The organism is Roseateles sp. (assembly GCF_049240545.1).
GTDB lineage: Bacteria > Pseudomonadota > Gammaproteobacteria > Burkholderiales > Burkholderiaceae_C > Paucibacter_A.
Genome location: NZ_JBMLSK010000225.1, coordinates 21,688 through 35,994 on the forward strand (window position 1 = coordinate 21,688; position 14,307 = coordinate 35,994).

Annotated in this window: 11 protein-coding genes; 5 read left to right on the plus strand and 6 right to left on the minus strand. The window is 64.8% G+C overall.

Features of this window, described 5'->3' with window-relative positions; all coding sequences use genetic code 11:
* Window positions 1-27 precede the first annotated feature (27 nt).
* From ACOVRJ_RS15900 to ACOVRJ_RS15910, 3 genes are all read right to left on the minus strand, one after another.
* The gene (locus tag ACOVRJ_RS15900; protein WP_422044809.1) at window positions 28-1,200 is read right to left on the minus strand and encodes a hypothetical protein; all 1,173 of its coding nucleotides are present in this window, start codon (window positions 1,198-1,200) and stop codon (window positions 28-30) included.
* Window positions 1,201-1,275: 75 nt separating this feature from the next.
* Window positions 1,276-2,490, minus strand: a complete 1,215-nt coding sequence (locus ACOVRJ_RS15905) for a methyltransferase (RefSeq protein WP_422044810.1) — start codon at window positions 2,488-2,490, stop codon at window positions 1,276-1,278.
* Window positions 2,491-2,612: 122 nt separating this feature from the next.
* Window positions 2,613-3,170 (minus strand): single-stranded DNA-binding protein, encoded by a 558-nt coding sequence (locus ACOVRJ_RS15910; RefSeq protein WP_422044811.1) that lies wholly within the window; start codon window positions 3,168-3,170, stop codon window positions 2,613-2,615.
* A 184-nt stretch (window positions 3,171-3,354) separates the two neighbouring features.
* Between ACOVRJ_RS15910 and ACOVRJ_RS15915 the strand changes: the two genes are divergently transcribed.
* The 4 genes from ACOVRJ_RS15915 to dgt all read left to right on the plus strand — a co-directional run bounded on the left by ACOVRJ_RS15915 (window position 3,355) and on the right by dgt (window position 7,666).
* Window positions 3,355-4,479 carry a sensor histidine kinase gene (locus ACOVRJ_RS15915; protein ID WP_422044812.1) on the plus strand — a complete coding sequence of 375 codons (1,125 nt, stop codon included), beginning with the start codon at window positions 3,355-3,357 and terminating at the stop codon, window positions 4,477-4,479.
* Window positions 4,476-5,252, plus strand: a complete 777-nt coding sequence (locus tag ACOVRJ_RS15920) for a LytR/AlgR family response regulator transcription factor (RefSeq protein WP_422044813.1) — start codon at window positions 4,476-4,478, stop codon at window positions 5,250-5,252. Before ACOVRJ_RS15915 ends, ACOVRJ_RS15920 begins: the two co-directional genes overlap by 4 nt.
* Window positions 5,249-6,112: a head GIN domain-containing protein gene (locus ACOVRJ_RS15925; RefSeq protein WP_422044814.1), complete on the plus strand. Its 864-nt coding sequence runs from the start codon at window positions 5,249-5,251 to the stop codon at window positions 6,110-6,112. Before ACOVRJ_RS15920 ends, ACOVRJ_RS15925 begins: the two co-directional genes overlap by 4 nt.
* 192 nt (window positions 6,113-6,304) lie before the next feature.
* On the plus strand, window positions 6,305-7,666 hold the full coding sequence (gene dgt, locus ACOVRJ_RS15930; RefSeq protein WP_422044815.1) for a dGTP triphosphohydrolase: 1,362 nt from the start codon (window positions 6,305-6,307) through the stop codon (window positions 7,664-7,666).
* Between the two features lie 116 nt (window positions 7,667-7,782).
* Here dgt and ACOVRJ_RS15935 read toward each other — a convergent pair whose 3' ends face one another.
* Window positions 7,783-8,415 (minus strand): PEP-CTERM sorting domain-containing protein, encoded by a 633-nt coding sequence (locus ACOVRJ_RS15935; protein WP_422044816.1) that lies wholly within the window; start codon window positions 8,413-8,415, stop codon window positions 7,783-7,785.
* Window positions 8,416-8,454: 39 nt separating this feature from the next.
* Window positions 8,455-10,650, minus strand: coding sequence for a PhoX family protein (locus ACOVRJ_RS15940; RefSeq protein ID WP_422044817.1), 2,196 nt, complete (start codon window positions 10,648-10,650; stop codon window positions 8,455-8,457).
* A 232-nt stretch (window positions 10,651-10,882) separates the two neighbouring features.
* Between ACOVRJ_RS15940 and recQ the strand changes: the two genes are divergently transcribed.
* Window positions 10,883-12,766, plus strand: coding sequence for a DNA helicase RecQ (gene recQ / locus ACOVRJ_RS15945; protein WP_422044818.1), 1,884 nt, complete (start codon window positions 10,883-10,885; stop codon window positions 12,764-12,766).
* Here the strand turns inward: recQ and ACOVRJ_RS15950 are convergent.
* Window positions 12,763-14,304 (minus strand): DUF1501 domain-containing protein, encoded by a 1,542-nt coding sequence (locus ACOVRJ_RS15950; RefSeq protein WP_422044819.1) that lies wholly within the window; start codon window positions 14,302-14,304, stop codon window positions 12,763-12,765. The genes recQ and ACOVRJ_RS15950 overlap by 4 nt on opposite strands.
* Between the last annotated feature and the right edge of the window lie 3 nt (window positions 14,305-14,307).

Sequence of the window (14,307 nt, forward strand, 5' to 3'; positions counted from 1 at the left end):
CAGCCGCGCACTGACTACACAGCACGACTAGGGTTCGCCAGAACTCTCGGCCTCGGCTTGGATGCTGCGCACAATCCTCGCGCGCGCCTGCGCATGTTGAAGCAGCAAGTCGCGTTGGCCGGAGCGGTCCAGCCAGTCAAAGAAGCGCTGCACCGCATAACGGGTACTGCCATCGTCACGGCAATTGGCCAGCAAGACCAATTGGATGCGCTGCACCGGGTCGGCCACATAAACGCCAAAACCGGTGGACACCACGGTGGCATCCGGGAAGCCCAGCAGATCGGTGGCCTGCTTCTCGGTGGCCGTGCGGTGGCAGGCGATCAGATGCACCGGGCCGGCCGCATCGGGCAAGGCCTCGGCCGAGGGCAGCTGCAGATGGTCCGCCAAGAAAGGCCGGCCGACCATTTCGCGCGCCGCTGCAGTGGAGGTGGCGGCGGGAATGGCATGCACGCAGATCAGCAGGTCCGCCGCACCTTCTTCGCGCAGCAAGACTTGATTTGGACTGTCCACCACCGGCCGTGCCGCTGTTCGGTCCAAGAGCGCCGCGCTGCAGCTGGCCTCCATGGCGGCCTTGCGGCCCGAAAAGGACAAGCGACTCCAGGCCAGAGCCTCGCCGAGCGCATAGCTGTCCTTGCTCAAGACGGCGCTACCGCCGCGCACCAAGGCCGCCACCGCTTGGCCCAGGCTCTGCCGCGCCAGCGCCAAGGCCTGGTCCTCGGTCTCAACCGGCGCGCCACTGAACAAAGCCTCTTGGGCCAGCAACTCCGCAAAGCGCTCGTCGCGCCGAATGCTTTTGGCCGAACTCAGCGGCAGCTGGATGACCCGAACTCGCTCGCGGCCTGATTGCAATCCCGCCATCAGCTCCGCATGGCAGATGCCCACATCGGCCGGGCTCTTGGACCAACCGGCCGAGCCGTTGTAGAGCGCAATCACGATCTGCGCTCGGCGGGCTTCCTTCAAGCAGACGTCCCACAAATCCAGGGCGGCCGATTTGGCGGGTTCCTCTTCGTTGATGAAACACTCGAAGATGGCCTCGCCGAAGAGCTTGGTGTCCTCAATCTCCTGCTTCAGGTCTTTACGCAGCTTTGCGAGTTTGAAGAGCTTGCCGTCCGGACCTTTGTAGTCCTTACAACGGCTAGAAATCATCACGCGAATCTTGTCGACCGGCATCTCCGCCTCCCAGGCTTGGCTTATGGGCATCAGCGTTAGTTACCAGCCTGAAGCTCAGGCTCAAAGCCGCTGTGATGGCAGATTATGGGCGGCTTTGATGACGCCTCAGGCGGCCAAGGCACCCAGGCGCCACAACGAAGTCAGCTCGGCCGAGCGCGCCGCGAACAGCGGGTCACTTTCATCGCTGGCGCGGGCATGCTGAGGCTTGGCGTCACTGCGGCCCAGCACTTGCAAACCGGCTTCGCGTATCCAGCCCAGCAGCTCTTCGCGGCTGCGCAAGTCCAGATGCTCGGCCAGGTCCGACAGAATCAACCAGCCCTCGCCGCCCGGCGACAGATGTGCAGCCAAGCCGCTCAAGAAACCGCGCAGCATGCGGCTGTCGGGGTCATACACCGCATGTTCCAGCGATGACTCGGCCGGCCAGGGCAGCCAGGGCGGGTTGCAGACAATCAGCTGCGCCAAGCCCTCGGGAAACAAATCAACGCTCAGCAGCTGCACCCGCGAGCTGAGTTTGAGCAAGGCCAGGTTGTCGCTGGCGCAAGCCAGAGCGCGGTCTTGCTGATCGGTGCCCACCACCTGGCGCACCCCGCGTTGCGCCAAGACTGCGGCCAGCACGCCGCTGCCGGTGCCAATATCAAAAGCCACGCCGGCCTTGCCGCTGCTTTTCAAACTGGCCGGCAAAGCGGTGTCCGCCACCAGATCCACATACTCGCCGCGCACCGGCGAGAACACGCCGTAATGCGGCGAAATGGCGGCTTTCAGGGCGGGGATGTAGACGCCCTTCTTGCGCCACTGATGCGCCCCGATCAAACCCTGCAACTCGCGCAGCGAAGCCACATAGTGCTCACCGATGGCACCACGCGCCTGCGCGCCGGCCTCGCGCACATCGGCCGCGCGCGGCAGCGGCACGCTGTGGTCGGCATCAAAAGGCAGCAGCAACAAGCCCAGCAACCGCGCCCGCTGCGCCTGCGTCTTGCGCTGCTGCACAAAGGCGGCGTGCATGCTTTCCGGACTGGACGAGTCCGCCTTAGGTTTGGGCTTCTTGCTCGATTGACGTCGCGCTTGTGCATCCAATCGCCGCACCAAGGCCTGCATCATCAGCCGGGCGTTTTGATAGTCACCGCACCAGAGCAGGCCCACACCCTCGCTGGCGAGCCGAAACGCGGTATCGGCGCTCAGGCCATCGTCCACCATCTGCACCCGCTGCGGCGGCGGGCTGTCAGCCAAGGAGCACCAACGCGCCTGCTGGAGGCAATCGTCGGCGTCGCGCCATTGCAAGAAAGGATGGGTGACGGCGCCGAGGCTGGAAGATTCATTCATCCCGCATTCTCGGGCCGAAACAAGGGCCAGGGGTTTGAATGAACGAAGGAAACACTAGAAACGAAAGAGCCCGACTCCTCACGGAGACGGGCTCTTGCTCAAGAAAACCTACAAGGTGCTATTTAAAACGGGATGTCATCATCCATATCGTCAAAGCCGGTCGCCGACTTTGGCGCTGGAGCCGGGCGAGCTGCCGGTGGGCGCGCTGCCGCCGGGCGAGCGGCAGGCGCGCGGGCCGGGGCGCTGTACTCGTCGTCACCGCCACCATAGCCACCACCGCCGCCGCCACGGGCTTCACCACGGCCGCCGCCGTAGCCGCCACCGCCGCCGCCTTCGTCACCGCTGTCGCGGCCGCCGAGCAGCTGCATTTCGGTGGCGATGATTTCGGTCGTGTAGACCTCTTTGCCTTCCTTGTCGGTCCACTTGCGGGTGCGCAGGCGTCCTTCGACATAGAGCGGGCGGCCCTTCTTGCAGTATTGGCCGACGATTTCAGCCAACTTGTCGTTGAAGACGACGCGGTGCCATTCGGTCTCTTCCTGCTTCTCGCCCGACTCGCGGTTCTTCCAGCTGCGGGTGGTGGCCAGGCTGAGGGTGCAAAACGCCACGCCGCTGGGGTTGTAGCGCAGCTCGGGGTCGCGCCCCAGATTGCCGATGAGAATGACTTTATTGACCGAGGCCATGATGGAGCTTTCCGCTGACTGATTCCGACCCGGGATTATGCCGCCAGCCGCCTGACTCCCGGTCCAAGGGCTTGCCCGATGCTCGTCGCCCCCTCCATCCCCAAGCTTCGCAGATCACGGCTCGCTTCCCGCACTTGAGCGCATGGGCTGCAAAGCGCTGCACCGCCTTGCCTAAGATGCCGGCATGGATCAGAGAATCGTCATCAACAAGGCCCCGTACAAGCCCAGCTCGCCGCAGCGACGCTTTTGGCTCGCCTATACCGGCATCTGCCTGCTGACTTGGTCGCTCTACATCCTGGCCGGCACCGACCACCAACGCGGCCCCTGGTTGCTGTGGTCGGCGGTGTACGAGGCCACGCTGACACTGTGGGCGCCGATGTTGCTCGGCACCCTGGTCTGGCCTTGGATGGGCTGGCTGCAGGGCCGGGCCCTGGGCATCACGGGCCAGCTGGCCTTGCACAGTCTGGCTGCCCTGCTGTTCAGTGCCTGCTGGCTGGGCGCCGATGTCGCTTTGGCCGGTTTGCTGTTTGGCAAAGAGCATGCGCGGGCCACGCTGGAGCAAGCCGCTGCTTGGCGCTTGATCACCGGTTTGTTCGTCTATGTGCCCTTGGCCACCGGCTTTGCCGCTGTGCTGAACGCCCGCCAAGCGCGCGCCAGTGCCATCGCCGCGGCCCAGGCCGAGAGCGCGCTGGCGCGGGCGGAGCTGGCGGCCATCAGCGGCAAGCTCAACCCGCACTTCTTGTTCAACACCCTGAACTCGCTGATTGCCCTGACCCGCAAGGACGCCAAAGCCGCCGAGCAGGCCTTGATGCGCTTTTCGGACATGCTGCGCTATGTGTTGGCCAGCAAGCGCAGCAGCACCGAGCGGGTGAGCTTGCGCGAGGAGCTTGACTTTGTGCGCGACTTTCTGGCGCTGGAATCGCTGCGCTTGGGCGCCCGCTTGAAGCTGAGCTGGGAGATCGCCGAGGAGACGCTGGACGACGAGTTGCCGCCGCTGACACTGCAGCCGCTGGTGGAGAACAGCATTGTTCACGGCATCGCCCCACGCCTGCAAGGCGGCACCATCAGCATCAGCGCCCGCCGCGATGCCTTGTCACACGACCTGAACCTGAGCGTGGGCGACGACGGCGCGGGCTGCGACCCACTCAGCCTGGAAGGGCCGCCGTCCGAGGCCAAGCTGGGCGGCATCGGTCTCGGGACCCTGCGGCGCCGCTTTCAACTGGACTACGAAGGCCGCGCACGGCTGCAGATTCACACCGCCCCCGGCGCCGGCTTTCGCGTCGATTTGAGAATCCCCCAAACCCTATGAACACCCCCGCACGCATCAGCACCCTGATCGCCGAAGACGAACCCTTGGCCAGCGAAGCCTTGGCCGACTGGGTCAAGCAGCAGCCGCAACTGGAGCTGGTGGCCTGCTGCGCCGATGGTGTCAGCGCCTTGGCCGAGATTCGCCGCCTCCAGCCGGCCTTGGTCTTCATGGATATTCAAATGCCCGGCCTGACCGGCTTGCAGGTTTTGCGCGCGCTGGCCGAGGCCAGCGACCCGGAGAACCGGACGCAGCCGCGCGTCATCTTCACCACCGCTTACGACGAACATGCACTGACCGCGTTTGAGTTGCATGCGGCGGACTACCTGCTCAAGCCTTTTTCGCAAGAGCGTTTCAATGAGGCGGTGGAACACGCTTTGCGCTCGCTGCCGTCCGCCCCCGGCCTGGACGCCTCGCTGGACGTGGCCTCGGCCATGAGCGACCACTCGCCGCTGAGCCGCATCTTGGTGCGCGACCAAGGCAAGATTTTTCCGCTGCAGGTGGACGCCATCGAGTACCTGCGCTCTGACGTCAAATACACCGCCGTCGCCAGTGCCGGCAAGCAGTTTTTGGTGCGCCTGCCGATCGCTGCCTTTGAGCAGCGCCTGGATTCGCAGCGCTTTTTGAAGCTGCAGCGCAGTTGCATCGTCAATCTGGACTTTGTGGTCTCGATGACGCCGGATGAGAACTCGCAGCTGATCGTGCAGATGCAAGACGGCAGCCGCTTCACCGCCAATCGTGAAGTTTCAAAGATGTTGAGGGAGCAATCGATATGAATTGGCAGCAGCATCCTCATTGGCGCGCCGTCGCCCTGGGCCTATTGGGCACCCTGCTGGGGGGAGCCAGTTGGAGCCAAACGCCTGCCGAGGTGCCACCGGTGCCGCCGGTGCCGAGCAGGGCCACCCCATCACCCGCACCGCCGGCCGAAGGGCGGCTGTACGCATCGCGTCCCTTCGAGCGGGTGGAGCTGTCGGGCTCGGCCAATGTGCGGCTGTTCCAAGGGGATCGTGACCAGGTCTTTGTGCTCGGCGATGCCGAGGCGCAAAAGGCCGTCGAGCTGGACTTCAGCGGCGACCGTTTGCAGATTCGCTCCGTCGATGGTTGGAAGATGTGGCGCAACCAACGCCCGCAGGTTGAGGTCACGGTGCGCCGCCTGAATCAACTGGTGCTCTCCGGCGCCTGCGACCTGTATGCACCGGGTGCGTTCAAGGCCGTCAATCTGGTGCTGAACATCTCGGGGGCCGGCGCAGCGCGCTTTGATGACTTGAACGCCGAGCGCCTGGCCTTTGGCATCTCAGGCGCCGGCGAAGGCCGCATCAGCGGCCAGGTGCATGAGTTGGTGCTGCGCATCTCCGGCAAAGGCCGGCTGCAAGCCGAGAACCTGCAAGCATCACGTGTCGCGGTCAACATCAGCGGCATCGGCAATGCCGATGTCTGGGCCACCGAATTGCTGGACATGAAGATCTCTGGCTTCGGCCAAATCGACTATTGGGGCCGCCCCGAAGTGCACCGGCAATCCATCGGTGGTGGATTTTTCAACGCCCGCGGCGAAAAACCCACGGCCCGCCCGAACGCCGCCAACCCCGCCGGCGCCAGCGATGCGCGCGCGCCGCATCCAGAACGCGCCACGCCGTGAACGCCGCCCAACTCAGGCCAACCAGGGCCTGGCGCATGCTGTCCTGAGTCAATCCCGGTCAAACTGCACGAAGCCTGCTTGCCGGGCACTGTTCAAACCCGGGGGCAAGGGCCTATCGTGCACGGACAAGCATCCGGCACCGCAGACCGCCACAGTCGCTGACGGACCGATGGCCGGACGGAAGGAGATGCCATGAGCTCCACGCCCGACACCCCGTCCCTGAGTGAACAGCTCAGCCAACTTCGCGGCGATATTCAATGGTTGGTGCGGCGTTCCGGCTCGGAGCTGCTGCGCGCCCGCGGTGGCTACCGCAACCCCTTTGCCCGAGACCGCGCCCGTGTGCTGCACTGCCGTTCGTTCCGGCGCTTGCAGGGCAAGCTCAGCTGGCCCAGTCTGGACGAGGGCGAAGTCATGCGCTCGCGACTGACCCATGTGCTGGAAACCGCCCAGCTGGCGCGGGGCCTGCTGCGCGCATTGGAGGGCTTGCACTCGCGCTCGGAGCCCTGGGTGGCCTTGCTGCCGGACCCGAACTTGCTGGAATCGATTGCCTTCGCACGGGAGCTGGGCGCGGCCCCCTTTGGTCGCGGCGGGGAGATCATGCTCAACTGCCTGATGCACGAGCATGGTGGCTTCGAGACCCGCGCGCAGAGCATTCGACTGCTGGCACGCCAGGAGCCTTATTCCGAGGGCTTCGGCCTCGACCCCTCACGCCGCCTCTTGCTTGGCATGCTGGACCGGCCCTGCCCCTGGTCGCGCCTGATGTCGACCCGCCAGCGGCAACAGCCCGGGCCCGGCATGGTGCCGCTGCGCGAACACTGGTCCCCGCCGCAGGGCTTTTACGACGAAGACCAAGACCTCGTCGACTGGGTTCTCATGCCCCTGGAGGGCCCTGAAGCAGACCGCCTGCTGATGCCAAAACAGCAGGCCAGCGCGCTACAGCATGGCCGCGCCGGCCCCGGCAGCCTGGATGCCAGCCTGGTTCAGCTGGCGGCCGGGATTGCACTGGGCGTGCATGAGTTCGAAGACGGCCTGAACCTCGGCGAGATCGTGCGAGAGGACTGGGAGGCCATCGAGTTCGACCGCGGCTGGGCCGATGCGGTGGACCTGGGCGATATCGAGGGCATTGGTCAAGCCCTGTTCGGCAACTCAAGCGCCGCACGCAAGCGCGCCATCGGCACGCTGGTGAATGCCTTGGTGGTGTCCGCCGAAGTGGAACCCCTGCCCGGCCACGAGGAGGCCTTGCTGGCCTGGCAGGTGCAGTTGCTGCCGCAGGCGCAGGTCTTTCTGGATCGTTTGCAGGCCTTGGTGCAGCGCCGCCTCTACGACCGCGCCCAGGTCCAGGTGCAAGAACACCGCGGACAAATCGTCTTGCGCGAACTCTTCGAGGCCTGCGTCACCAGCCCCAAGCGCTTGCTGCGGGACGAGGCCCTCACGGCCTATGCGGCGGCGGAGGGTGAGGCCGCAAAAATGCGCATCATTGCGGACAGCCTGGCCGGCTTGTCCGACGCCCATGCCACCCGTTTGCACGACAAGCTGTTGCGAGGTGTTGACTGAATTGAGGCGCGGGGCCGACTCGGACCAGCGCTAGTAGCTGCAACTGGCGGCCACAAAAAAGCCCGCGCGACAGCGTCGCACGGGCTTTCTCGTTCAAGCCCTCAATCGATCATCAATCAGGCACGGCGACGCTTGGCCACGGCAGCCAGCAGACCCAGACCCAGGGCCATCAGCGCATAGCTCTGTGGCTCGGGGACGGCAGTGGTGAATTGCATATCATCAACGACCACGCCCAAGCCCTTGAAGGAGATCGAGCGGATATCAGCGCTGTTGCGCGTGATGCCGAGGAACTGGCCTTCGTTGTAGCTGTCGAAGCCGGTGGAGACGCTGAAGTTATGGGTTTCGATGATCAGGTTGTTGTCACCATAGACCGACACCGACATGTTCAGCGGGAAGTTCTCAATCGCGTAGTGATTGACGAAGGCGCCGGCGCCAGAAGTCAACTCCGCGAATGTGAAACGCAGCTCACCGAAGCCTGCAGCAGCGACGAAAAAGCCTTTGGCACCCCACATACCGTTCTCGCCGAGGACGCGGTTGTTGGCGCCCAGCTCGGAGCCCGAATCGCCGGTGAAGATCACGCCGGGTGCGACGGTCACGGGGCCGCTGCTCAGCAAGCTGTCAAAGTTGTCAAAGCCCACCAAGGCGGTGTAGGGGTTTGCCAGCGTGGCCGAGTCGGTGATCAACGCCGCGTGAGCGGGAGCCAAGGCAGCCGCAGCCAAACCCAGGGCTGCAAAAATTTGCTTGTTCATGAGAATGAATGTCCTGTAATTGAAGGGTCAAGGCGGCGATCAGCTGCCGATGATGCCACCGTCGTCCTTGGTGATGACCACCACAGACGAACGGGGACGGCCGAAGGGCAGCGAGGTCACGCCGTCGGACTCAACACCCCACTGATTGGCGGGCCAGCGCGAAGTCTTCTCGGGGTTGGCGGCCGTGGCGTCTTCGCCGGGGTGCTGCACACCGACCCACATGGTCTTGCCGTCCGGGCTCATCGCGATGCCGGTGACTTCGCAGCCGTTGGGCGAGGTCAGGAAGCGACGGGTGATACCGGTGTTCGGGTCGGCGCAGACCATGGTGTTGGCGCCAATATTGTTCCAAACGCCGGAGGCATCGCCGACCTGGTCGGTCTGCACCCACAGGCGGCCGAAGTGGTCGAACCACAAACCGTCCGGGGCACCGTAGTCGGCGCTGCCAAACGGGTCGGCAACGATATTGCCCTTGTAGTTATTGGTCGGCTTCGGTGCGCGGGTGGTCTTGGTGTCACCGGCTTGCGCGAACAAGTTCCAGCTGAAGCTGGTGGCCTTGACGGTGTCGCCATCTTCTTGCCAGCGGATGATGTGGCCGTAGATATTGTCTTCGCGCGGGTTGGCGGCGTCGACCGGTGGGCGCGCCGAGCCGGCCGTGGTGAAGCCGTCTGCCCTGTTGCTGGAGGCGGTGTTGGTGCCACGGCGGTTGTTGTTGGTCAGCGTGCAGTAGACCTCGATCTTGTTGAAGCCACCGATACGGGGGCGAGCACCGGTCCACTCCGGACGATCCATCATGGTGGCGCCAACGGCGTCGGCGGCCATGCGGGTCTTGATCAGGATCTTGGCCAGCACTTCGGCATCGTCCGCTCCGACGAAGTTGGGGTTGTTGCGCAGAGCCACGCCATCAACACCGATGGTGCCGGGCAGCAGGGCGATCCACTGGCCGGTCATATTGGACGCGAACTTGGCAACATACAGCACGCCGCTGTCCAGCAGATCGCGGTTGGCGGCACGGTTGGCGGGGTTGTACTTGCCGGTGCTGACGAACTTGTAGATGTACTCGTTGCGCTCGTCGTCGCCCATATACATGGCCAGATGGCCTTGGGCGTCCACCACGTATTGCGCGCTCTCGTGCTTGAAGCGACCCAGCGCGGTGCGCTTGACCGGCACGCTCTTCGGATCGTAGGGATCGACCTCGACCACCCAGCCGAACAGATTGGCTTCATTGGGGTTGACGGCCAGATCGAAGCGCGCATCTTGCTTGTGCCAGTCGTAGCCGAAACCTGCAGCGACGACGCCATAGCGGTTGTACAGCTTGCCCAGTTCGCTGGCCGCTGCGCTTGGCAGTGGGGCATTGGCGCCGAAATTGCCGTTGAAGTTTTCTTCGCAAGTCAGGTAGGTGCCCCAGGGGGTCACGCCGTTGGCGCAGTTGTTGATGGTGCCGTAGGCGGTGAAGCCATCGGTCTGCTTGCCGGTGGGGAAGCTGCCGTTCTCGTTGATCAGGTACTCGTTGACCTTCATCAGCGCATGGCCGGCGGCGGGGCCGGAGACGCGGGTCTTGGTGTTGGAGGTCAAACGGCGGCCATAGGGCGAGTTCTTGACCACGGCCCACTTGCCGTTGCGGCGGCGGGCTTCCAGGATGGACACGCCATGAGCGGCCTGCGACTTGCGCACCGCGGCAATGCTGGCGCCAGGAATGCCGGCGGGCGTCAGGATCTCTTCTGGGGTGTACTCGTTGTTGATGGCCAGGATGCCGCGATCCGAAGTGGGCTTGCCATCCACGCCGGTGAAGGGGAAGAAGGCCATGCCGTCGTTGTGGGTGCCGAACTGCTTTTCCTGCTCGGCCGCGGTGTTGCTGGCGTCGGAGGCGAAAGGAACGCCGCCGGGCATGATGGGGTCGCCCCAGGCCACGAACAGCTCGGCCTTGTAGCCGGCGGGCACGGTGATCTTGTCGGCCACGGCCGCAGCCGCAGGCGCCGAAGTGATGGACACGCTGGCGGGCACGCTTTCAAAGCCAATGCCAGGGAAGCCCAGGCTTGCAGGCACAGGGCCGGCTTGCACGGTACCCACCAGACCCGACAGGGTCAGGCCGCCGGCGGCGGCCAGGGCGGTCGTGCCGACCGAGCCCTTGATGAAAGTGCGACGGCTGCTGTCAACGCCGTCGATGATGTCGTAAATGGATGCGTTGCCGGACGGGTTGATCGTCTCGTCGTTGCTGGGGTGCTTGTTGCCCTTCATGCCTGGCTCCTGACTGTTTCGGTGGATGGACGGGGAAATTTGAGGCCGCCATGCGACCGCAGGCTGGACTGTGCCGGTCGCCAAAGTCGCAAAGATGACGGCTGTAGTCCGAACGCCCTACTTCTCCTATGAAACTTGACACCCGACTCAGGGGGGGGCGCACGAAGAATTGGCCTTGCGCTCAGAAGGGTCAGCAGGAATAGAAGGGGTACCATTGCGCGCTTCAATGAGCATGAGCCCCCCCCACCCCACCGCGCCCCAGCCGGCAGCGCGCGCCATTCTTCAAGAAGTCTTTGGCTACAGCGCCTTCCGGGGTGCTCAGGCCGACATCGTCGATCACATGGTGGCCAATGGCGACGCCTTGGTGCTGATGCCCACCGGCGGCGGCAAGAGTCTCTGCTACCAGATTCCCGCGATTGCCCGCCACCGCGCCGGCCAAGGCGTGACCGTGGTGGTCAGCCCCTTGATCGCGCTGATGCATGACCAGGTCGGTGCCTTGGAAGAAGCCGGCGTACATGCCGCCTTTTTGAACTCCACGCTGAGCAGCGAGCAGGCCAGCCATGTAGAGCGCGAAATGATGGGCGGCCGCCTGGTGATGCTGTACGCCGCGCCCGAGCGCATCACCAACCCACGCTTTCTGGCCCAACTGGACTCGCTGTATGAACGCGGCCTGCTGAGCCTCTTTGCCATCGACGAAGCGCATTGCGTCAGCCAGTGGGGGCATGACTTCCGCAGCGAATACCTGGCCCTGTCGCTGCTGCATGAGCGCTACCCCGAGGTGCCGCGCATCGCGCTGACGGCCACCGCCGATGAGCTGACCCGCGCCGACATCATCGAGCGCCTTCGCCTGGAAGAAGCGCGCATCTTCATCAGCAGCTTTGACCGGCCCAATATCCGCTACGCCATCGTCGAAAAAGACAAGCCGCGCGAGCAGCTCTTGCGCTTCATCCAAGACGAGCACGCCGACGACGCCGGCGTCGTCTACTGCCAGAGCCGCAAAAAAGTCGAAGAAACCGCCGCCTGGCTAGAGGCGGAGGGCATCAAAGCCCTGCCCTATCACGCCGGCCTGGACGCCGCCGTGCGCCAGCGCCACCAAGACCGCTTCTTACGCGAAGACAGCATCGTGATGGTGGCCACCATCGCCTTCGGCATGGGCATCGACAAACCCGATGTGCGCTTCGTCGCCCATCTGGACCTGCCCAAAAACATCGAGAGCTATTACCAAGAGACCGGCCGTGCCGGCCGCGACGGCGCGGCGGCCGATGCTTGGATGACCTACGGCCTGGCCGATGTGGTGAACCAACGCCGCATGATCGACGAAAGCCCAGCCGGCGAGGAGTTCAAGAAGGGGCAACGCGGCAAGCTCGATGCGCTCTTGGCGCTGGCCGAAGCGACCGACTGCCGGCGCGTGCGGCTGCTCAGTTACTTCGGCGAAATGAGCACCGCTTGTGGCAATTGCGACAACTGCTTGGTACCTCCCGCCACCTGGGACGGCACCGAAGCCGCGCGCAAGCTGCTCAGCTGCATCTACCGCTTTCATCAAAACGGCGGCCAGCGCTTTGGCGCCGGCCATCTGATCGATGTGCTGCGCGGCAAGCTCACCGACAAGGTCACGCAGTACGGCCACCAAACGCTCAGCACCTGGGCCATCGGCGCCGATCTGCCGGAGACGCAGTGGCGCGCCGTGCTGCGTCAGCTGATCGCCTTAGGCCATGTCTTCACCGAAGGCGAGTACCAAACCCTGGCCTTGGCCGACAGCGCCCGCTCGGTGCTGAAGGGCGAGGTGCAGCTGCTCTTGCGCGTGCCCAGCGTGGCGCCGAAGAAAGGCAAGCTCTCGCGTGGCGGCAGCAAGCCCGGCGGCTCGGGCCGCAGTTCCGCGCCGGTGGACTTGGACGAGTCCGCTCAGGCCCGCTTCGAGCAGCTCAAGGCCTGGCGCGCCGAGGTCGCCAAGGAGCACGGCCTGCCGGCCTATGTGATCTTCCAGAACGTGACCCTGGCCGAAATGGCCCGCCAACAGCCGCAGTCACTCGACGAGCTGGCGCAAATCAGCGGCGTGGGGGCGAAGAAGCTCGAAGCCTATGGCGACGAGATCCTGCGTGTGCTGGATGCCAGTTAGGCCATAAAGCCCAAGTCCCGCTTACTGGCATCAAAGTTCTTCAGATTCGGGAAGATGTCGGCCAGCGAACCCTCGCTGACGCCCATCCAGCGGCCCAGCGTGGCGCCGAGTTGCTCCACCGAGGTCTCGGGCAACAGGCTGCCGTTGCCGAGTTGGTTCGGACTGCTGTCAAAGTCATTGTTTTTGCTGTTCTTCAGCCCGACGATGGGGAAGTTGCCATAGAACTCGCGGCCCTTGACCGCGCCACCCATGACGAAGTGATGACTGCCCCAGCCGTGGTCGGTGCCGTCGCCATTGCTGGTGAAGGTGCGGCCGAAATCACTGGCGGTGAAGGTGGTGACATTGTTGCGCAAGCCCATGGCACCCAAGGTGTTGTCAAAGTAAGCCAAGGCATGGGATAGCCTGGCCATCAGGTCGGCCTGGGCGCGGTTTTGCCCGTCATGGGTGTCGAAGCCGCCCATGCTGACGAAGAAGACCTGCCGGCCGGCGCCCAGCGCGCTGCGCGCTCCCATGGTGCGCGCCACCACTTGCAACTGCTGGGCCAGGCCGTTGTTGGACTTGGCCCCGGTCAGCGGGTTGTCATATTGCAGCAGCGGATCGGCCGCGCCATTGGTCAGGCCCGGTGTGCCGTAGGGGGCCAGATTGGCCGCGGGCAGGGCCGCGGCAATCAAGGCCTCGGCGGAGAGTGAACGGCTGACGACGGCCGCATGGTCGCGCCCAATCACATCGCTGTTGCGGCCGCCGCGCATGACGGTGCGCATGCGATCGAGCGCGGTGGTGGAGCCGAACAAGCTGGTGTCGCTGCCGCCAATGCGCACCGCACCGCGGGTGCTGATTTGGTACTGCAGCGCCTGCTTGCCGCTCAGGAACACCGCATTGCCCCCGGCCGAGATGGCGCTGAAGATGGGCTGGCTGTTGCCCGCCATCAGCAGGTCGGCGAAGCGGCCGCCCCAGCCGACGGTGGCGCCCTCCGGCGTCAAGGACTGCCAGGTGGATTGCTGGTCGTTGTGCGAGAACAGGCCGGCCGGGCGCGCAAAGCTGGCGATCTTCAGATCGGCCTTGGTGGTGGGGCGCACCAGCGGGCCGATATTCGGCAGCACCGCCAGGCGGCCTGCGGCGAAGAGATCGCGCACGCCCGTCATGCTGGGATGCAGGGCAAAGCTGCGGCCTTGATTGCTGATGGGGCTGATGGGCAACACGCCGCCCAGACGCTCGGGCGAGCCGGCGCCTGCCCCGGCTTGCGGGGCCGTGCCCGGCGCCAGCAAGGCAATCGATTCGGGCGCCTGGTTGCGCACCTGGCTGTAGGCCGACCAGGAGGCCGCATCTGTGGGCAACACCATATTGAAGGCGTCATTGCCACCAAACAAAAAGACGCAGACCAGGGCCTTGTAGTCCCCGGCGGTTTGCGCGTTAGCGCTGCCAAGTGCGGCCAGATTCAGAGCCATCGGTGCGGCGGCACCCAGGCCGGCGAAGCCTGCGGCCTGCCGCAAGAAGGCACGCCGCGAGGCCGGGGAGTTGAATACGTTGTTTGTGCTCATGGC